Raw genomic sequence first — 20,511 nt, 5'->3', positions numbered from 1 at the left:
TAAGAACCTGTCGACAGACCGGTTTAGATCTGAAAGGAGAGATCTCTGTGAGCGATTCGGGTATCTATATGGAGGCGTTGAAGGCCCACGCCGAGGCCAAGGGTAAACTCAGCGTGGAGAGTCGAATTCCCGTGAAGGATATGCACGATCTGGCGGTGGTATACACGCCCGGCGTCGCCGAGCCTTGTCGTAAGATCAAGGAAAATCCCGAGGACGTGTATACCTACACGACCAAGGGGAACATGGTGGCAGTCGTAACCGACGGAAGCGCCGTCCTGGGGTTGGGCGACATAGGTCCAGCCGCCGGACTTCCCGTGATGGAGGGCAAGGCGGTTCTCTTCAAGCGTTTCGCCGGGGTCGACGCCTTCCCGATCTGCGTCGGCAGCAAGGACGTGGACGTGATAGTTGAGACAACAGCTATGATATCCAGCGGATTCGGCGGCATCAACCTGGAGGATATCGCCGCCCCCCGATGCTTCGAGATCGAGAGAAAGCTTAAGGAAAGACTGGATATACCGGTTTTTCACGACGACCAGCACGGAACGGCGGTAATAGTCCTGGCCGGTTTGCTCAACTCACTTAAATTGGTCGGTAAGTCCATAGAGGATGTCAAGATAGTGATGAACGGTGCCGGTGCCGCCGGTATAGCCATATGCAAGCTCCTTCAGAGCGTAGGGGCCGGTAACGTCATATTGTGCGACAGAGCCGGAGCCATCTACGAGGGAAGAGAGACCAACATGAACTGGATCAAGAAGGAGATGGCCGAGGAGACCAACAGGGGCAAGGAATCGGGGACTCTGGCGGACGTCATAGCGGGAGCGGACGTTTTCCTTGGAATATCCGGTCCCGGACTGGTCACGGCCGATATGGTCCGTTCTATGGCTTCCAATGCCATAATATTTGCAATGGCCAACCCGACCCCGGAGATATACCCCGACGAGGCTGTGAAGGCCGGAGCGGCAGTCGTCGCCACAGGGCGCAGCGATTTCCCGAACCAGATCAACAATTGTCTCGGCTTTCCCGGCATATTCAGAGGGGCTTTGGACGTGAGGGCCAGCGATATCGACGAGTCGATGAAGTTGGCCGCGGCCTACGCACTGGCCGGACTGGTTTCGGACGATGAACTTTCCTCCGAGAGGATAATTCCCGAGGCCTTGGACGAGAGGGTCGTCCCGACGGTCGCCAAAGCGGTGTCGGAGGCGGCTAGAAAGGCCGGGATAGCCAGAGCGTAATACAACGACAGCAGAGGAGACGATCTATATGACCGTGCAGACGGATAGAAAGAGTTTTACCATCTGGGGGCTTTCCCCCGTTCTTTTCGCGGTGTGTCTGGGGCTCGTGATCCTGGCGATGTATATAGGAAAACTGCCCAAGGGAATGATAGGGGCCCTGGCTGCCATGATGACCATGGGCGCTATCATGGACAAGATCGGGGACAAAACCCCCGTGGTCAACGAATATCTAGGAGGGGCTCCTCTTGTCTGTATATTCGGAACGGCAGCCCTGGTATATTTCGGCGTCATGCCCGATTCCACCGTCAAGATAATCACCGATTTCATGAAGGGCGGGGGGTTCCTCAATTTCTACATAGCGGCACTGATATGCGGAAGCATACTCGGAATAAGCTCGGATCTGCTTATAAAGGCAGGAGCTAGATACGCCGCTCCTTTGTTGGCGGCGGTGCTGGTTTCCTGTGGTCTGGCAGCCGTGGTGGCAGGTATGATAGGCTATGGATGGCAGCAGGGTATAATGCACATAGCAATGCCTATAATGGGAGGCGGCATGGGAGCCGGTGCGGTGCCGATGTCCCAGATATTCAGCACCATAACCAAGATGGATACCAAGGATATACTGTCCATACTTATCCCGGCCCTGGCCCTGGGTAACGTTATGTCCATCGTGGCGGCCGGACTGTTGGACAAACTGGGCAAGGCTCGTCCTTCCCTGACCGGCAACGGACACCTCATGAAGGACTTCAAGGTGGAGAAAGAAGAGGAGATAACTCCGAACATAGAGATGATGGGAGTAGGCGTAATGGTTTCCTGCGTTTTCTTCATTCTGGGAGTTCTTTTGAACAAAGTGGTGCCTATGATCCATTCCTACGCCCTAATGATAATAGCGGTAGCTATGTGCAAGATATTCAACCTCGTTCCCGATTCGGTCCAGAAGAGCTGTAATATGTGGTATAAGTTCGTGGCCAAGAACTTTACCGCCGCGCTTCTCGTGGGTATAGGGGTGGCCTATACCGACCTCGGAGCGGTCATAAACGCCGTGTCTATTCAGTATATAGTCCTGGTGGCGGTCGTGGTATTCGGAGCTGTCGTCGGGGCGGGATTTGCCGGGATGGCAGTGGGCTTCAACTTCGTCGAGTCGGCCATAACCGCCGGTCTCTGTATGGCCAACATGGGGGGAACCGGGGACGTCGCGGTTCTGTCCGCGGCCAAGAGGATGGAGCTTATGCCCTTCGCTCAGATATCCTCACGTCTCGGAGGTGCTCTGATTTTGATATTGGTAAGCCTGTTGCTTCCCGTGCTGGGATAGTTCCGGCTTTTACGGCGTCGGAGGCTTTATGGCTTCCGGCGCCATTTTCGTTTTGGAGGTGTTCTCTTTGAAGATCCTGAGAATGGCCGTCGCCGGTTCAATGGAATCCAACGATGCAATGGTGACGGTAGAGCCCTCGAACGAGCTTTCAGTCGAGATAGAGAGCGTGGTAAAGGCTCAGTTCGGGGAAGCTATAGAAAGATCGGTCATGGAGGTTTTGAAGAATCTCTCCGTGGATGGCTGTATCCTGTCCGTCAAGGACAGAGGGGCTCTCGACTGTACATTAAGGGCTCGGGTGGAAACAGCATTGTTGCGTGGCTGCGAGGGTGACAGATGAAAAGAAGACGGAGCCTCCTGTTCGTGCCTGGCAACAATCCGGGAATGGTAGCCAACGCCGGGGTCTTCGGGGCCGACGGAATCATCTTCGATCTCGAGGACGCCGTCGCCCAGGAGCAGAAGGACGGTGCTAGAATACTCGTCAGAAACGCTCTTGCGGCTCTTCCCATGAAGGGGTGCGAGAGGATCGTCAGGATAAACTCCATGGACCGTCCCATATGGTTGGAGGACCTGGGGGCGGTGGTAGCCGGAGGAGCGGACTCGATCATGCTTCCCAAGGCCCAGAGTCGAGCCGAGATGGAGGAGCTTGATCGAGCCCTCTCCGACGTGGAGAAAAAGGTCGGCAGGGAGGAAGGGGCCCTGGACGTGATCGCTTTGGTCGAGACTCCCACAGGGGTAGAGAACTCTAGAGGTATTGCAGCGGCTCGTAGGGTTTCCGGGATGCTGCTGGGTGCGGAGGACCTCACCGCTGCCCTAGGCGTTCCCAGAACCGTTGACGGAGAGGAGATCTCCTACGCCAGGGGACGTATGGTTATGGCTGCCAAAGCCGCGGGGATCGATGCCATCGATACACCCTTCACCGATACCGACGATATGGAGGGATTGGAAAAAGATACCCTTTTCGCCCGATCCATCGGATTCGACGGCAAGGCTTTGATATCTCCCAGACACGTGGAGGCGGTAAACCGGGCCTTCACCCCCACCGACGAGGAAATGGAGTGGGCTAGGGCGGTCGTTCGGGCCCTCGAGGAGGGAGAGAGGGCAGGAAAGGGAGCTGTCTCGGTCGGAGGTAAGATGGTGGACGCCCCGGTGGCGGCAAGGGCCAGAAAGACCTTGGCCATGAGAGGGGAGGCGTAGTCCTTGAGAGATAAGATGATCGGGAGTCTGAGAGAGGCCCTTAAGGCTATGGGATTGACCGACGGAATGATACTGTCCTTCCATCATCACCTCAGAAACGGCGATGCGGTGCTGAACGGGACGTTGGATGCGGCTTCCTCGCTTGGAATATCGGGATTGACCGTCGCGGCCAGCTCTATCTTTCCGGTACACGCGCCGTTGGTGGAACATATCCGCAGGGGAACGGTGTCCCGTCTCGAGGTCAACTACATGAGCGGTCCCGTGGCCGATTTCGTCTCTCGAGGGGGCATGATGGAGCCGGTGATCTTCAGAACCCATGGAGGAAGACCCAGGGCGATAGAGTCGGGCGAGCTGCCAATAGATATAGCCGTTGTGGCTGCTCCTTCCGCCGATGGAAGAGGAAACCTCACCGGGACGAAGGGGCCTTCCGCCTGCGGCTCTCTCGGTTACGCCATGGCCGACGCTCGCTGTGCCAAGAGGGTCTTGGCCGTAACGGACAACCCGGTGGACCGTGTGGCTCCGGCGTCGATAGATCAGAGCCTTGTCGATGCGGTGGTGACGGTGGATTCCATCGGCGATCCCGCCGGCATAGTCTCTGGCACCACCAGGATGCCCAGAGATCCAGTCGCGTTGGTGATGGCTAGATATGCCGCCATGGCGATAAAGGCGTCGGGGCTGTTGGCCGACGGCGTTTCCTTTCAGACGGGAGCTGGCGGAGCCTCCTTGGCTGCCGCCTCCTATCTGAGGGATATAATGAGGGACCTAGGAGTCGTCGGGAGCTTCGGAATGGGAGGAATAACCTCTCACATGGTGAGGTTTCTTCGGGAAGGTCTGGTCAAACGGCTTTACGACGTCCAGTGCTTCGACCTGGAGGCAGTAAAGTCGATAGCCGAGGACGAGAGACACGTGGAGGTTTCCGCCTCTCTATACGCCAGCCCCGGAACCAAGGGACCTCTGGTGGACGATCTGGACGTGGTGATACTGGGGGCGACCGAGATAGATCTGGACTTTAACGTAAACGTCCATACCGACTCTTCCGGAAGGATAATCGGAGGGTCTGGAGGTCACAGCGATACAGCCGCCGGAGCGAAGTTGGCGGTGGTCGTGGCCCCTCTGGTGAGGTCCAGATTGCCGATAGTCGTCGACAGAGTTACCACTGTGAGCACTCCCGGTGATACGGTGGATCTTCTGGTAACGGAGAGAGGCATGGCGGTGAACCCAGCTCGGCCGGAACTGAGGGAAACTCTCGACCGAGCTGGGCTTCCGGTCATGTCGATTGGGGAGCTCAGGGAGATCGCCCTCTCCATAACCGGTATTCCCCGGACCTATCGGCCTAAGGGGCGAACGGTGGGGATAGTGGAGTATCGTGACGGCAGGGTAATCGACCGGATATCGGAGGTATCCTGAGTTGGGGTACGAATCCATGGACCTTATACTGGCGGCCAGGGAGGCCCGGTGGAGTCTCAGAAAAGAGCTGTCCCGCTCCTACGGGAAGCCGGTGTTGTCCCTCTCCATGACGGTCCCCGGTCCAAATAAAAGCGCTCCCGGGATCTTTTGGGCCATTAAAGTAATCTCCGATGAGGTCGAAAAGACCATGGGGTCCGCTTTATCTCGGCGAATCGACCTGGACGGTGCCGACGGCCCTTCCGTCCACTGGGTGGTCGATCTTTCCGGCAAGGAACTTAAAAAAAGGGCTCTGGCGATCGAAGAAAGCCACGGTTTGGGCAGGATCGTAGATCTGGACGTTCTGGACGAGAACGGAGCTCCCCTGGGGAGGAGCGAGCTTGGCTTCCCTCCCAGAAGGTGTCTCATATGCGATCGTCCGGCCAAGGAGTGTTCCTATTGTAGGAGACACGGCCTATCGGAGCTGTTGGAAGAGATCGAAGGGATCCTGGAAAAATCTGGATGGAGAGAGTGAAAGCCCGGAGCCCATCGATGGGCTCCGGGCTTTTAGCATCTCGTCATAGCACTCGACATCTGAGTTTTTCCGATATCTCCTTCATCGCAGCGAGGCCGGCTACGGAGTTTCCCTTCTCGTCCAGAGGAGGGCTCACCACGCCGATGCCCATCCTTCCGGGAACCGTACCGAGGATCCCTCCTCCTACGCCGCTTTTGGCAGGGATTCCCACCTTCACGGCGAACTCTCCCGAGCCGTCGTACATTCCGCAGGTCGTCATTATTGCCCTCACCGTTCTGGCCGTGGATGGAGATATTATCTGTTTTCCCGATATGGGGTTTAGGCCGTCGCAGGCGAAGGTCGCCCCCATTATGGATAGATCCTTGGCGCAGGTCTTTATGCTGCACTGTCTGAAATACACGTCTAGGATATCCTCGATATCTCCGTTCAGGCTGCCTACGCTCCTCAGAAAATAGGCGAGCGATCTATTTCTGTCGCTGGTGTTCTTCTCCGATCGGTAGACCCTGTCGTCTATGTCTATCGAGTCGTTGGCCATTAGTTTTCGACAGAGATCCATGATGGCGTCGATCTTTCTCTCACGGCCTTCCTCTGGAAGAATGGATACCACCACTATGGCGCCGGAGTTTATCAGAGGGTTGTTCGGTCTGTGGGGAGCGTCCATCTCCAGTCTCATTATGGAATTGAAGGGGTCCGCCGTAGGGCTGGTCCCGACGGAGGAGAAGACCCTCTCCGGTCCTCGTTCCTCCAATGCCAGGGCCAGAGTGACTATTTTGGATATGGACTGTAATGTAAAGGGGTGATCCCAGTTTCCCGACAGATACTGACTTCCGTCGCATTCTGTAACGGCTAATCCGAAAGCCTCCGGATCGGCCTTCGCCAGTTCCGGTATATAGGAAGCAATCGTTCCCTCCGTTGCCTTGAGTCTACTCCTTTTGGAGATCTCTTCGAGGATATCCTTCATGGGAATCATCGTCCTATCTGTTGTAGTATAAGGAGAACTTCTCCTTGTCTATCACGGGATCGTCTATTCCTTCCTTAATCTGTTTTTCATAGTCCTTCATGAATTTTATCACCACTCCCGACAGCAGCAGTATGCCGACGAGGTTTAGCAGTGCCATTATCGCGTTGAAGAAATCCGCCAGTTCCCATACTAAGGGAACCGAGCTGGTCGCACCGAAAAGGAGCATACCCAAAACCATGAGTCTGTAGACCGTCAACCCCGATTTACCGCAGTTGGGGAAGATGTACATCAGATTGCTTTCTCCGTAATAATAGTTGCCTAAGATCGAGGTCCAGGCGAAGAACATGAGAGCGATAGCTATGAAGGTAGGACCCCAGGAGCCGAGAGTCGCATTCACCGCCAGCTGTGTAAGCTCGACTCCGGTCTTTCCGCTGTCGACCGTCCCGGAGAGTAGGATTATGGCCGCTGTGGCGGTACATATCAGGATAGTGTCCACAAAAACTCCCACCATAGCGGTGAAACCCTGCCTGGCCGGATGTCGGACGTCGGCTGTAGCGTGAGCGTTGGGTGTGGACCCCATACCCGCCTCGTTGGAGAAAAGTCCTCTGGCGACTCCGTAACGGAATGCCATGGCCACGGTATGTCCCAAGACCCCTCCTGCGACCTGTTTAGGGCCAAGGGCGCTCTTAAAGATGAGGGAGAACACGGCGGGGATCTCTGAAATGTGGGTGAGTACCACATATAGCGAACCCAGTATATAGAGACCGGCCATGAGAGGGACGATTACCTCCGCTACCTGGGCTATCCTTCTGAGCCCTCCGAAGATGACAAGAGCGGTCAGTATTATCACCGTTATGGCCACGTATAGTTCGTTGAGCTGGAATGCCCCTCGAAGACCTGCTGCTATGGAGTTGCATTGAACCGCGTTGAAGATGAAGGCCATAGCCACGATTATGGAGAAGGCGAAAAGAACCCCCATCCATCGTTGTCCTAGTCCCTTTTCCAGGTAATAAGCCGGTCCTCCTCGGTAGGTCCCGTCGCTGCTCTTAACCCGGAAAATCTGGGCCAATGTGGCTTCGCCAAAGATGGTGGCCATCCCGACCAATGCCGTTATCCACATCCAGAATATTGCTCCCGGGCCTCCCGAGACTATGGCGGTGGCGACCCCAGCCAAATTACCTGTGCCGACTTGGGCAGCCAGACCCGTACATAAGGCCTGAAAAGGGGTAATCCCTCCTTCTGCCGACTTTCGACCTTTGAATATGACCGAGAACATATGGCCGAAATGTCTGACCTGAGGTAACCCCAACCTTATGGAATAAAAGATGCCAGTGCCTAGAAGCAGCCAGACCATCAGCTTGCCCCACAGAATGCCGTTTGCTGTGCTTACTAACTGTTGAATCACCTATATACCTCCCAATTATGAAAATGATAAAGTAGATTTTTCTCAGAACGCCAGAACATCATACGTAATATTGGTTCAAAATACAACTGTGCATACAACAAAGTAGATCTGGAGCATGAGTTTATGTTTTTTTTCGTGATATATAGAGCTTGCTACCTGCTTCTAAGTCATAAATAAGCTGTATTATAGGCGATATGTATCAGACGATATTGAATTCTGTTCTGGCTGGTCTTTAATCTATTCCCCTGGCAGAAAGAAAAAAGAGGCGGGATGCCTCTGTCCGGCACCCCGCCTCTTTTCCGTTTCTTGATGCTACTTTTGGGCCAGTTCTTTGGATCTTTCAGTCTTGAACTTGCTTAACCGTCTCTCTATGTTGTCCACCAGGGAGGACATGGCCTCAGCTTCCTTGGCTACGTTACTTGAGACCAAAGAGGTCTCCTCCGCGGCTTTTTTGATAGTTCCTACCTTATGGGCCATGTCGACGGTGGATCTAGAAGCCTGGTCGACGGCGTTGGCCATCTCGTTAGCCGAAGCGGCCTGTTCTTCCGAGGTCGCCGCTATGTTCTGCATAGAGTCGTTGACCACGGCAATTTCTTGCAAGGTTTCGTCCAGTCCCTTCTTGGCCTCGTCGGCCTGGACCACCGTCTGTTTCATGAGATCCCCGGCCTGTTGGGTTATCGCTACCGAGTCTTTGGTCTGAGACTGGAGCTCCTCTATGAGGTTCCCTATCTTGCCCGCGGCGTTGCCCGACTCCTCCGCCAGCTTTCTTACCTCTTCCGCCACGACCGCGAAGCCTCGTCCGGCGTCTCCCGCTCGGGCCGCCTCTATTGCTGCGTTGAGGGCCAGAAGGTTCGTCTGGTCCGCTATGGAGTTGATCGTGGCTATGAAACCGGTTATCTCCTGGACCGACGTGCTGAGGGCGGTCATGGCCTCTACGCTTTTTCCCGCCTTGGCTCCTACCTCTTTGACGTTGCCTATTATATCCGCCACTATGGATACGGCCTTGCTTGAGGTCTGGGAGGCCCTTTCCGTCGCCTCCGTTCCCTTAGTGGCCGACTCCGCCGCCATAGAGGCGCTGGACGATACTTCCTCTACTCCGGCGTTGGTCTCCTCCAATGCAGCGGCGTTGTTCTCCGCCAGTGTGGATACCTCCTCGACGGAGTGACGGACCTCCTCCATGGATGCACTGCTCTGCTCGCTGAGTGCGGCCAGTCCGGTGGAGCTGTCAGCTATCTTTTTGCTTTCCTCGACTATCCCCAGCATGGTCTCCCTAAGACCTTCCACCATGACGGAAAGTGCGTCTATCATGGTGCCGAGAGGGTCTTTGGCCCTGTAATTTATGGATCTGGGGTCTACAGTGAGATCGCCGTCCTTGACCTCGCCCGCCATGCTAGCGACCTTTCTGAGAGGAAGAACTATGCTTCTGAAGGTGACCAGCACGGCCAGTCCGACAGCCAGGAGGGCCACTATCGCTACGGCTATCTGTATGGAGGTGGTCCCCCTTACCAGGGCGTCTATGGCCTCCACGGGATAGAGGATTGCCAGGGAGAGTCCCTGGGCGGTGTTATCGTAGAAGGCCTCGAACCTCTCTCCCTCCCAGTTTATTACGGCGGAGCCAGATTTCCCGGAGACCATCTCCTTGCCCATTGTCTTGACCGATTCGTCTTTTTCGTCGCTTTCGGAGAGGTTGACCTTCATGATGTCCTTTTCAACCGGTCCGGCTATTATCATGCCCGCCTTGCTGAGAAGAAGTCCATGTCCCTCTCCCAACAGCTTCAGCTTCCCGACGAAATCGACCAGGGCGTTCATACTTATGTCCACCCCTATCACTCCGATGATCTCGCCGTCGCCGTTCTCGACCGTCATGGCCGCCGATATGACCGCTTTGTTGGTTATCAGGTCGATATATGGCTCGGTGACTATCATGCCGGAGCCCTTCTTCATGGCGTCGGCATACCAGGCTCTCTTTCTGGCGTCGTAATCCTCCGCCATATTGGCCCTCGATCCGATAGGCAGCTTGCCGTTTTTCTCCAGGCCGAAATAAATGTCCTGCACTCCGAATTCTCCGTTTTGGGCCAGCAACGAGGCCATGAGATCCTCCAGGGTCTCCGCCTCCTGTAGACCCTCTTCATCCCAGGCCCTCTGTATAGCCACAGAGGCGTTTTTGAGCATGGCTAACAGTTTCCCGAAGTTCTCCTCCACAGTGAGCACCGCTGTCTTGACGGTCTCCTCACCGGTCTTGATTACCTGGTTTTCCAGGATACTTTGGCTCCTGAAATAGGTGATCCCTGTCATTGCGACTATTATGACCAGTACGGCCGCTACCATAGATACGAATTTCCCCTTGATGGACATGTGATCCCCTCCAATCGTCTATGTGTTTCTACCCCAAGGTTATTATATCAATATTACCTATATACAGTCTAGTTTTTCAATTATGTTATCCTCGCCGTCCCGGCGTTGCCGGTATAATGGACTGATTCTAGGAAGGAGTTGGTTTCGTGTCGCTTTCAACTGGGTTCGGACGGATGAGGACGGGACTGAAGTTTTCTCTGTCCGTTTTGCTTTCTCTATGGACGATATCCGGTGCTTCGGCATTGGAGGTCTCTTTCGATGCTCCCGATAAGGTGTCTTTGGGAGAGCCTTTCGTGGTTTCTCTGACTGTAAGTGGGGACGTGGAGAAAAGTACTTTATCCTGGAGGGGTAGGAATTACCCCATGTCGCTGTCCGTTGCGGAGGGAGGAGTTTCGAAGGGGGTCGCTCTTTTGGGAACAGATGTCGCCAGATCGTCTGCCAAGGGAGATGTGGTTAAGATATGGGTGAGGTCGAAAGGGGTCAACTACATGTCTCGGTGGAAGATAGACGTTATTTCAAAATCATACCCTGCCGAGAGGCTTTCGGTTCCCCCCGCCATGGTGAATCCCCCCGGCTCGGAGCGCGACAGGATAGCCAGAGAGAGAAAGGCCGTCAGGAAGGTATTGAGAGCCCATTCTCCCGAGTTGTACTGGTCCTTGCCGATGGTTCGTCCCGTCTCGGGAATTGTCACCAGCGTATATGGGAAAAGACGGATCTACAACGGCATCCCTAGGAGCCGTCATGGAGGGGTGGATTATCGCGCTTCGGTGGGAACTCCTGTAAAGTCCGCGTCGTCTGGACGGGTCGTCCTCACCGGAGATCATTATTACGCGGGCAAGTCGATCTATGTCGACCATGGGGGGTCGGTGGTGTCGATGTATTTTCATCTGTCCGAGATCGATGTGAGGGAGGGGCAGTTCGTTCGATCCGGTGAGGTGATAGGTAAGACCGGCCGATCCGGAAGGGTGACCGGTCCTCATCTTCATTTCGGTGTATCGGTCGGTGGTCGCATGGTCGATCCCACGATCTTGGTGGAGAGGGATCTGGAACGACTGACCGAGTCCAATCTGTCCGGCAGGATGGCCTTCCCCTATTGAGGGGAGACCTGCAGTCCTCTTCTCCTGATGGTGTTGTGGATGTGGTCCTCCATCAGCTCTCTGGCAAGGGAGGAGTCGCCGGAGTCTACCGCGTCTATTATTTTCCTGTGCTCTCTATATGTGTGGTGTCCTTTATCGGAAAAGGACTGTTCCGAGCCCATCATGTCGGTGTTGTAGAAGAGCCCGAAATGGAAGGTGTACAGCGAGGAACGCCAGTATGCCTGGCGGAAGTAACGGGATATATATTCGTTTCTGGATATATCGACGATCTTAGAGTGGAAGAGTTCGTTTACCTCTGCGTACTCTTCCTTTCTCTGTCCCAGATGGTAGAGGGATCGCTCTCTTTCGTTGAGTTCTCTGAGGTAAGAGAGGTCCTCGGAGGTCCTCCTTCGTGCTGCTAGGTAGGCTGCCTTGCCCTCCAGGCATGATCTGACGTCGAATACATCCTCCATGTCCTGCTGGGTCAGTATCGGCAGGGTGTAGCCTCTTTTTCCCCTGGTCTTCTCGAGGACGCCCTCGGCCACGAGACGGCTGAGGGCGTGCCTTACTGGGGTCCTGCTTAGTTGAAGCCCTTCCGCCAGGTCCGGTTCGTAGATCTTGTCTCCCGGGCGTATCCTGTGAGCGATGATCCTGTCGATGACCATGTGAAACGCTTTTTCGTCCGCTTTCAGCTTTTTTCTCTCCATCTTCTTCTCCCCGTCTCCCATTCTGATGTCAGTCGATGAGCAGATGCACCGCTATTATCATCAGCAGTCCCGCCATCGTCAGAGCGAACAGCATCTGATAAAACGACAACCCGATTATCCTCGGTGAGCTGTCCTCCCTTAATACCGATATTTTGTAGCTTTCTCCCGCCAGAGCCTTACCGTATATTCCGTCCGACAGCTCGACCTTGAGTTCGACGTTGCCGGTCTCGGTAGTTTTCGTCGAGAGAAGCGTTACAGGGATCTTGTCGATGTTCCCCTTCGTCATCACCTGTCTTAGGGCGTGAGCTATGGCGGAGCCGTCCTTTATGTTGACGTATATAGTGTCGCCTGGTCGAAGGGTCGAGACCGGCTCACCTCTGACCGGATCCACCACTACGCCGCACAGCAGAGTCAGATGGTCTATCTCGGCGGAGTCCGTTCTGGATTTTTCCTCTTTTTTCTCTCTCTTTTCCTCTCTACTCTCTCTGAATTTGCCGAGGTCCTCCCCAGTGGCCTTCTCTATTCCGAACTTCATCTCCAGACTCAGCCCTAGCTCCCGTTCCAGTTCGTGCTGGAGGTCCTCCATGACCTGTCTTCGTCTGTCCTCATCGTCGGATGCCATACGGTTGACAGTAGGAGGAGACAGCCGTTTTTTTAATGTCTCCATGGTCTTTTCGTGGAGCAGCTTGTCCTGAGGGGCCTCGAGCCTCTCCATGAGGATGGCCAGGGCCTGCCATGAAGCGTCTATGTCCGCCTCTCCCAGTCCGCCTCCGTAGCCTGTCCAGAGGCACAGAAGCTCCGGTTCTCCCAGGGTCTCGTCGGCGAGGAAGACGACCAGCCCGGTAGCTCCTCCGGAAGTCCTCGTCCTATAGGCGCACTTGACGACCACGTATTTTCTTCCGATTTCCTGATCTCCCTCGGGCCATATCTCTACTGTCGATATCTCCGGTACCCTAGGAGATCGGTTCGCCAGCTTTTCAAGGGTAGCGGTGAGCTGAGACCGACGCATCTCCTCGACGGATTTCTTTATCTTTTCCTTTGTCTCGTGAAAGCTTTCCGAGGGTTGGGGCATCTCAGTGCCTCCTTGGGCGGTGGGCTGTCTTTTCAGACTCATATTACAGGATTATGCCGTTCAGGTGCAAATGGTTCTAGCGACCCAGGACTTCCAGACCTCTTAGGAGGATATTCTGTCTCAGTCTTATGGCGTCGGCGGGACACATCTCATGGCAGCAGTAGCACCTTATGCACTTTCCGTAGTCGAAGACCAGGTGGCTACCTCTCATGGTTATGGCGTCGGCGGGACATATCTCCACACATCTACCGCATAGGATACAGCTTTCTCGGTCCTGCTCCGGCTTGGCCGCCAGGAGCTCCCTTCCGAAACGGTCCATCCAGGAGGGCAGAAGCCTCAGCGAGTCGGGCGGAGGAAGTTGAACCTTTTCGAAGGTTTCCCCTGTGATGGGATCTCCCTTTATCCGTATGTTTTTCGGGACCATGCCAGCCGTCTCGGCCGCCTTTCTCAGAGGAAAATTCGATCGGTCCAAGGACATTAGCTCGGCCGTTACAAGATCCATGGACAGAGCGTTGTCCGAGGCCACCACAGTGCCGAACCGTCTTGGCGATCCGTTGGACGGACCTCTGCCCTCCATGCCGATCACCCCGTCCATTACGGTCAAGCCGGGGCGCAATGTCGTCCATATCTCCAAAAGCAGCCGGGCGAAGTTCTCTCTATCCAGTCCGACTCTGTAGTGCCAGGCCGCCTTTCTCTGGGCCACCACCGTTCCGAACAGGTTTTTAACCCCCATGGTCAAGGTCATCTGACAGTGGGTTTTCAGCTTAGGAAGGTTTATTATTCTGTCCGATTCCAATGCCAGGGCTGAGATCTCGAGCCCCCTGAAACGATCGTCCCTTTTGCCTGGAACAGGCCGGGAGTCGCCGAGAGGCACGACGGGAACCCCCAATATTTTGCCTACCTGGGCTATGCCGGTTTTCTCCGCTACCTTGGAGAATTTCTCTATGCCGGGGCTGTCTGCTATGGTCGGTTTGCCTCCGCAGTCCAATATCATTTCCGTCATTGCTTTCACCATGGACGGATGGGTGGTTACGGCCCTGTCCGGAGAGTAGGCTCCCAGCATATTCGGCTTTATGAGCACAGAATCGCCGGGGGAAACGAATCGCCTCATCCCTCCCAGATCGTCTATCGTTCGAGCTATTACGTCCTTTATACCTTCGTAGGAACTGCATTTTCTGAAAGATACGATGGTCATCAGTCCCTCTCCCTTCTGTTACAATTATCCCCAACGTGAGTATCAGCGATTACGACTAGGAGGTCCAAAGATGAATCGCAAACACAGGGTTTTTCTGGCCCTGGGAGCCAATCTGGGCGACCGTCAGGGCAATATACTACAGGCGCTTCAATATCTTCAGGGCAAGGTGGAGGTCGTGGCGGTCTCGTCGTTCTACGAGACCGAGCCGATCGGATACGAGGATCAACCCCTCTTTCTCAACGGTGCCTGCGAGATCCTAACGGACCTGTCTCCGATGGAGGTCCTCCATCTGGCGAAATGGATCGAACAGCGGATGGGAAGAACCGTCAACTTCAGGAACGGACCGAGACCTATAGACGTCGACCTGATAATGTACGACGATCTGGTCTTGGGAGAAGATAAACTGACCGTTCCCCATCCCAGGATGCAGGAGAGGGCTTTCGTGTTGGTCCCTCTCGCCGAGATTGCCCCCGACCTGGTCCACCCCGTCCTAGGGAAGACCATCTCCGATCTAAGGGGTCTGGTGGATGCCCAAGGGGTCACCAAGGTGGAGAGATCTCTTCGATTTTCCCTTGATAGGGATGTGCAGAAAGGTGTCCCCGAGGTCCCTCTGTTTTTGGGGCGGGTCGGTGTGACCGGCCTGGAGAGGATAATACGTCTCGAGACGGAGGGGAAGGTCTCCCTTTTCTATGCGACCATGGATCTGTTCGTGGATCTTGACGGGGCAAGGGCCGGCGTCCATATGTCCCGTTTCAGCGAGATATTGGAGCAGGCGGCGGAGGACGCCGCCGGTTCCGTCGCTCCCGACATAGAGACCATGGCGGAGCGTCTGGCCTCGTCTGTGATGGAGCGGCAGGAGGCTCTTAGATCGGAGGTCCGGATAAAGGCCCATTTCCCACTGAAAAAGCACGCGCCCATATCGGGAAAGACGACCCAGGAGATCTACAATTTTATAGGGATATCCGCCTGCGACGGAAACGTATGCCGAACGATATCAGGGGTGGAGGTGGACGGTTTGACCGTCTGTCCCTGCGCCCAGGACATGGTCCGCGCCCATTCCAAGGGATTGTTGATATCCCAGGGATATGGCGAGGAAGAGGCGGAGCGTATCGTAGACGTGTTGCCCCTGGCGTCCCACAACCAGAGGGGACGGGCCACATTGATGATCGGTGGTGCCGGTACCATAAGGGCGGAGAACCTGGTCCACCTGGCCGAGGCGTCCATGAGTTCCGAGATATACGAGCTTCTCAAAAGACCGGACGAGTTTTTCGTTGTCAACAAGGCTCACAGCAATCCTCGATTCGTTGAGGACGTCGTGAGGGAAATGCTACGAAACGTGGTGGAGGTCTCTCCCGACCTTCCCGACGGGGTTTTCGTCCTAGCCAGACAGGAGAACTTCGAGAGTATCCACCGACACAACGCCTTCGCGGAGAGAGCGGCCCTCCTCGGCGACCTGAGAAGGGAAATGGAGGGGCTTCGTCCCGGCAGGCCGATCACCTTGGAGGGCTGGCTCTTCGGAGATATCTGATCAGTCGACCCTATCCGGGTCTTTCATCGCCTCTATCGTGTCCAGCACGCGACGGTTGGCCTTGACGTCGTGTACCCTGATGATCTCCACTCCCTGCCAAGCGCAGAGAGCTGTCCCGGCCAGGGTGGCTTCCAGTCTCTCTTCCGTGGGAGCCCCCTTGAGGACAGCTCCGAATACGCTTTTTCGGGAATGGCCTATGAGAATCGGGGACCCCAGCGATCGGAAGAATTCGTTGTGGGAGAGCAGATCGAGGTTATGGGATGCCGTCTTTCCGAAGCCTATTCCGGGGTCCAGGATTATCTGGCCCTCTGGAACTCCGGCTTTATTAGCCAGCTTCGTCCTCTCTCGAAAGTAATCGCATATCTCCTTCTGGAGACAGCCATAATGGGGTTCCCGCTGCATTGTCCTGGGGACCCCTTTCATGTGCATTATCACCAGCGGAGTCCCGGAGGTCGCCGCCACGGAGGCTAGCTCCGGATCGAATCCCAGTCCAGATATGTCGTTCAGTATGTCCGCTCCGGCATCGACGCAGGCCCGGGCTACCTCCGACTTGGTGGTATCTATCGATATGGGAAGATGGGGGAATTCCTTCCTGATGGATTCCACCGTCGGGACCAGTCGACTTATCTCCGTTTCGGCCTCCGCAGGCAGCGAGCCCGGTCTGGTGGACTCGGCTCCTAGATCCAGCATGTCCGCCCCGTCCTCGATCATGGTCTCCACCCTTTTCAGACATTCCGAGGTCGAACCGGCCCTGCTCTTGGAGAAAAAGGAGTCCTCCGTGAGGTTCACTATGGCCATGAGCTTAGTCCTGTCGCCGAGCTGGAGTACTTTGTTTCCCGGCAGGGTCAGAAGACGCCTTCTCTTCCTCTTTCCCGCCATGGCATCCAGTATCTCCTTTCGGACCTGATCCAGTCCCCAGTAGGGCATGACGACCAGCTTTTCCGCAAGATGGGCTATCTGTTTGTCCGTCCCGAACAGGAGACAATCGCAGCGTTCTACTCCTCTGTCTATGGCGTGACGATGGACTGCCACGTCTCCACCACGGGAGAGCATCTCCTGTTTGAGTGCGTTGGCCGCTCTGGTGTCTACGTCGGATATCCTGAGGGCCGTCAGATCTCTCTTGTCGTTGAAATAGGGTAGTGCCCCCGGGTCGCAGCCTATCTCCTCCAGAGTTTTCTTCAGCTCCGCCGTCGACCTGAAACGGTGAAACCAGGTCGTCATGGTTACTCCACGTCCTCTCGGAAAACTATCACGGAGCTTGTCGCGGTCTCCCAGATCTGCACGGAGTGTAGCTCGCAGTTCGGTCTTTTGACCGATTCTTCCAGTTTTCTCCATACCCATAAGGCTATGTTCTCCGCCGTCGGCTGATCCATGACGTCGTTTAAATAGGCGTGGTCCAGCTCGGTCAGGACCTTTTCCGAAACGATCCTTTTCAGCTCGGTGAAGTCGAAAACCATGTCCTCGTCGTCGCTATGTCCGTCCAGTGTGACGGCTAATCTATAGGTGTGGCCGTGAAGGGCTTCGCATTTTCCCCTGTATCTCTCGAGCCTGTGGGCGGCGTCGAATGTGAATTCCTTTCTTAGCAGCATGAGATCTCCTCCGTTATCTTTCTTCTCGTCGGCATGTGCCGATGGAGACTCCATTCTACCAAAGAAGGCGCCGCCTCTCGAGAGGCGGCGCCTTCTTTGGGGGGCGCTTGATTCCTTAAAGAGCCTGAATATAGAGCTCCTTTATCTCCTGTAGGACCCCCTTGCGGGGGTTGTTGATCCCGATGGCCTCCTTCGAGGCGGCTAAAGCCAGATCGTCTATGGAATTCTCGGTAACTCCCAGGGAGGACAGTCCACCTGTTATGCCTATCTCCTTCGCCAGATCGGCCATGGCCTCCACTACCTTTTCCGCTTTTTCCGCTGTCCTGAAACCGGAGTGGTCTATGCCGTATCTGTCGTAGGTGGCTTCGTCTATCACCGATCCCATTGTGGCCATCTTGGTGGCAGCTGCCGGTAGATTGTATCTCTCTACTACCGGAAGCAATATGGCGTTTACCAGTCCGTGAGGAGCTCCGTACATGGCGCTTATCGGATGGGAAAGGGCGTGGACATAGCCCAGACCGGCGTTGTTGAAGGCTACCCCTGCCATGAAAGCTGCGTTGCACATGGCCTCTCTCGCCTCGATGCTGTCTCCGTAGCGTACCGCCATAGGGAGCCAGCGGAATATGGTTCTTATTGCCTGAAGGGCTATGCCGTCGGAAAAAAGCGACGCCTCCGTGGAAACGTAGGCCTCCACTGCATGGGAGAGGGCGTCCATCCCTGTGGCGGCTGTAAGTCCCGGGGGCATGGATAGCATCAGGTCCGGATCGTTGATCGATACGTCCGGCATGAGGGTCCAGTCCTGTACGGTTATCTTGCGGTGGTTTTCGCTGTCCGTTATGACCGCGAAACTGGTTGCCTCGCTGCCGGTTCCGGCGGTGGTGTTGATGGCGATGAAAGGCGGTCTGTCTTTCCTGTCTTTTCCTTTTCCGGATTTTTCGTCTATCCTTCCGATGGATACCGATGCTGCTTTTGTGCAGTCCATGGCGCTTCCGCCTCCGACGGCGATGAGACAGTCGCATCTCTGTCCGAAATATCTGCCTACCGCCTCTTCCACCATCACGTCCGTGGGGTTCGGCCCCGTACCTGGGAATACGTCGCCTTCCAGACCATGGGCCTTCAGGACCTCCAGGACCATGGAGCCCTGGAGCTCTCCGTATTCCCCTATCGATGCCACTATAAGAGCTTTCCTGCCGCCAAGTTTCTCCATCCAGGAACCGGTCTTTTGAAGGCTCCCTCTTCCCATGAGGTTTACCGGTGGCATTAGATAATATCCAGCCATACGATCACTTCCCAACCTGAGGATCTGGGAAAATCCTATCATCAGGAATGGAAGAGGTCATGCATGGGATCATCTGCTTTTTTGTCCTGTTGTGGCTAGTTTCGTCTTTTGACGAATGTATGGATCCATTTTATGCTATCATGTTCTGGCTTGATAATCGAGATTGGGGGAATCTTGATGTCTTTGGTGAAGATAGGGGCATTTTCCGCCCTTGGGTCAAGGAATTACAGGCTTTTTTTCACAGGTCAGGGCATTTCCTTGACGGGATTTTGGATTCAAAGGGTCGCTATGGGTTGGCTGGTATATCGTTTGACAGACTCGGCCTTTTTGTTAGGGGCCGTGGATTTCGCCAGTCAGATCCCGCTGCTTTTTCTTTCGACATTTGCGGGGGTCTTGATGGAACGCTGGGATCTGAAACGTCTGATGGTGATCTGCCAGACCCTTTGCATGGTTCACGCCGGGGTTCTTGCCGGACTGACCCTTACAGGAGCCGTCAATTACATACATGTTTTGGCGTTAGGGGTTTTGTTGGGGGTAGTGAACGCTTTCGAGCTCCCGGCCCGTCAGACCTTCGTCATTCAGCTCGTGGATCGGCCTGAGGACCTGGGAAACGCCGTGGCGCTCAACTCCTCTCTGTTCAACGTAGCCCGACTGATAGGTCCATCGGTAGCGGGGTTTTGCATAGCCGCCTTCGGAGAGGGGATATGTTTCGGTATAAACAGCGCCTGTTATCTGGCCACCTTGGCGGCTTTGATGGCTCTTCGTTTGCGTCCTCAGGAGGTCTCTCGGGAGCGGGAACCCTTTTGGGAGGGATTCTTCTCAGGCATCAGTTACGTCCGTTCCTTTCTTCCCATAAGGGACGTCCTGATATCCCTGGCTTTACTGAGCTTCGCCGGTTTGCCCTATCTGGTCCTTTTGCCTATATTCGCCAAGGAGATCCTACACGGCGGTCCCACTCTTCTCGGTCTGTTGACCGGTGCGTCCGGGCTCGGAGCCCTGGCCGGATCGATAAGGCTGGCCGTCAGGAAGACCCCGGTTGGGCTCATGAGGGTTATGGCCATATCTCTCTCTTTCTTTGGCATTTCCTTGGCCGCTTTCTCCCTTTCCCTATGGGCTCCTATGTCGATATTGCTTATAGTCGCGGTGGGGTTCGGCATGGTGTCGGTTTTGGTGGCGGGGAACACTGTGATACAGACCTTGGTGGACGAGGACAAGAGGAGCAGGGTTATGTCCTTTTACGTTGTTTCCCTGACGGGGACCGCCCCTATCGGAAGCCTCGTGGCAGGGACGGTGGCCTCTTTCATCGGAGCCAGGGTTACCTTGGCCATCGGAGGGGCGGTCTGTCTCCTGATAGGGTTGGTCCTGCTCAAGAGGGGCGATCTCCTCTGGAGTCTGGCTGAGCCGATATACAGGGAAAAGGGGCTGATTTGATTTTCTCCCGTTGACCGGAGGATTGAAGAGGTGTATCATACTTCAAAATTCATCGAAGGGCCGTGGAAGGCTATGTACTCTAAACCCATGACTGACAATTCGATGCTTTGCTGGTGGTGGTGGACCTAGGTCCACCGCGTCTCAGGCTGTGCTTTCAGCCGCGGTGGCAGATGCTGCCGCGGCTTTTCATTTAAGGGCCGCGCCCCTCTGATCGGGGGAGCGGCCCTTTCTTTATTCGGATCCAAAATTTAGAGATATGG

At 55.3% G+C, this 20,511-nt stretch carries 18 protein-coding genes; 9 read left to right on the top strand and 9 right to left on the bottom strand.

The window, feature by feature from the left end; translation table 11 throughout:
* Positions 1-47 precede the first annotated feature (47 nt).
* From L2W48_RS11565 to citX, 6 genes are all read left to right on the top strand, one after another.
* On the top strand, positions 48-1,232 hold the full coding sequence (locus L2W48_RS11565; protein ID WP_329604271.1) for an NAD(P)-dependent malic enzyme: 1,185 nt from the start codon (positions 48-50) through the stop codon (positions 1,230-1,232).
* A gap of 28 nt (positions 1,233-1,260) precedes the next feature.
* Entirely contained in the window at positions 1,261-2,541 is a 1,281-nt protein-coding gene (locus L2W48_RS11560) for a 2-hydroxycarboxylate transporter family protein (protein WP_236100125.1), read from the top strand.
* 67 nt (positions 2,542-2,608) lie between these two features.
* Positions 2,609-2,878, top strand: a complete 270-nt coding sequence (gene citD, locus L2W48_RS11555; RefSeq protein ID WP_268906618.1) for a citrate lyase acyl carrier protein — start codon at positions 2,609-2,611, stop codon at positions 2,876-2,878.
* A complete protein-coding gene (locus L2W48_RS11550; RefSeq protein ID WP_236100124.1) occupies positions 2,875-3,735 on the top strand; it encodes an HpcH/HpaI aldolase/citrate lyase family protein in 861 nt (286 codons plus the stop codon). The genes citD and L2W48_RS11550 overlap by 4 nt, the downstream gene beginning before the upstream one ends.
* A 3-nt stretch (positions 3,736-3,738) precedes the next feature.
* Positions 3,739-5,142, top strand: a complete 1,404-nt coding sequence (gene citF / locus L2W48_RS11545; RefSeq protein WP_236100123.1) for a citrate lyase subunit alpha — start codon at positions 3,739-3,741, stop codon at positions 5,140-5,142.
* 1 nt (position 5,143) lies between these two features.
* On the top strand, positions 5,144-5,653 hold the full coding sequence (gene citX, locus L2W48_RS11540) for a citrate lyase holo-[acyl-carrier protein] synthase (RefSeq protein ID WP_236100122.1): 510 nt from the start codon (positions 5,144-5,146) through the stop codon (positions 5,651-5,653).
* A gap of 43 nt (positions 5,654-5,696) precedes the next feature.
* Here the strand turns inward: citX and glsA are convergent, their stop codons facing one another.
* From glsA to L2W48_RS11525, 3 genes are all read right to left on the bottom strand, one after another.
* On the bottom strand, positions 5,697-6,614 hold the full coding sequence (gene glsA, locus L2W48_RS11535) for a glutaminase A (protein ID WP_236100121.1): 918 nt from the start codon (positions 6,612-6,614) through the stop codon (positions 5,697-5,699).
* A 13-nt stretch (positions 6,615-6,627) separates the two neighbouring features.
* The gene (locus tag L2W48_RS11530) at positions 6,628-8,019 is read right to left on the bottom strand and encodes an alanine/glycine:cation symporter family protein (protein ID WP_499776570.1); all 1,392 of its coding nucleotides are present in this window, start codon (positions 8,017-8,019) and stop codon (positions 6,628-6,630) included.
* A 312-nt stretch (positions 8,020-8,331) separates the two neighbouring features.
* Positions 8,332-10,374: a methyl-accepting chemotaxis protein gene (locus L2W48_RS11525; RefSeq protein ID WP_236100120.1), complete on the bottom strand. Its 2,043-nt coding sequence runs from the start codon at positions 10,372-10,374 to the stop codon at positions 8,332-8,334.
* 146 nt (positions 10,375-10,520) lie between these two features.
* Here L2W48_RS11525 and L2W48_RS13125 point away from each other — a divergent pair, with 146 nt between their 5' ends.
* On the top strand, positions 10,521-11,471 hold the full coding sequence (locus L2W48_RS13125; RefSeq protein ID WP_236100119.1) for a M23 family metallopeptidase: 951 nt from the start codon (positions 10,521-10,523) through the stop codon (positions 11,469-11,471).
* On the opposite strand, the gene L2W48_RS11515 is transcribed toward L2W48_RS13125, so the two are convergent.
* The 3 genes from L2W48_RS11515 to L2W48_RS11505 all read right to left on the bottom strand — a co-directional run bounded on the left by L2W48_RS11515 (position 11,465) and on the right by L2W48_RS11505 (position 14,424).
* A complete protein-coding gene (locus tag L2W48_RS11515) occupies positions 11,465-12,157 on the bottom strand; it encodes a GntR family transcriptional regulator (protein WP_236100118.1) in 693 nt (230 codons plus the stop codon). The genes L2W48_RS13125 and L2W48_RS11515 overlap by 7 nt on opposite strands.
* A gap of 28 nt (positions 12,158-12,185) precedes the next feature.
* Positions 12,186-13,229: a DUF4899 domain-containing protein gene (locus L2W48_RS11510; RefSeq protein WP_236100117.1), complete on the bottom strand. Its 1,044-nt coding sequence runs from the start codon at positions 13,227-13,229 to the stop codon at positions 12,186-12,188.
* 76 nt (positions 13,230-13,305) lie between these two features.
* The gene (locus L2W48_RS11505) at positions 13,306-14,424 is read right to left on the bottom strand and encodes a DUF362 domain-containing protein (protein WP_236100116.1); all 1,119 of its coding nucleotides are present in this window, start codon (positions 14,422-14,424) and stop codon (positions 13,306-13,308) included.
* Between the two features lie 70 nt (positions 14,425-14,494).
* Here L2W48_RS11505 and mptA point away from each other — a divergent pair, with 70 nt between their 5' ends.
* Positions 14,495-15,952, top strand: coding sequence for a GTP cyclohydrolase MptA (gene mptA / locus L2W48_RS11500; protein WP_236100115.1), 1,458 nt, complete (start codon positions 14,495-14,497; stop codon positions 15,950-15,952).
* Here mptA and folP read toward each other — a convergent pair whose 3' ends face one another.
* From folP to L2W48_RS11485, 3 genes are all read right to left on the bottom strand, one after another.
* Positions 15,953-17,173, bottom strand: coding sequence for a dihydropteroate synthase (gene folP, locus L2W48_RS11495; RefSeq protein ID WP_236100114.1), 1,221 nt, complete (start codon positions 17,171-17,173; stop codon positions 15,953-15,955).
* A gap of 2 nt (positions 17,174-17,175) precedes the next feature.
* Positions 17,176-17,541, bottom strand: coding sequence for a 6-carboxytetrahydropterin synthase QueD (queD, locus tag L2W48_RS11490; protein ID WP_236100113.1), 366 nt, complete (start codon positions 17,539-17,541; stop codon positions 17,176-17,178).
* A gap of 115 nt (positions 17,542-17,656) precedes the next feature.
* On the bottom strand, positions 17,657-18,820 hold the full coding sequence (locus L2W48_RS11485) for an iron-containing alcohol dehydrogenase (protein ID WP_236100112.1): 1,164 nt from the start codon (positions 18,818-18,820) through the stop codon (positions 17,657-17,659).
* A gap of 177 nt (positions 18,821-18,997) precedes the next feature.
* Here L2W48_RS11485 and L2W48_RS11480 point away from each other — a divergent pair, with 177 nt between their 5' ends.
* Positions 18,998-20,251 carry an MFS transporter gene (locus L2W48_RS11480; protein WP_236100111.1) on the top strand — a complete coding sequence of 418 codons (1,254 nt, stop codon included), beginning with the start codon at positions 18,998-19,000 and terminating at the stop codon, positions 20,249-20,251.
* Positions 20,252-20,511 lie beyond the last annotated feature (260 nt).

Origin of the sequence: Dethiosulfovibrio russensis (assembly GCF_021568855.1) — a bacterium.
Lineage (GTDB): Bacteria > Synergistota > Synergistia > Synergistales > Dethiosulfovibrionaceae > Dethiosulfovibrio > Dethiosulfovibrio russensis.
The sequence above is the reverse complement of the archived record's forward strand: the minus strand, read 5'-3'. Positions and strand labels throughout refer to the sequence as shown.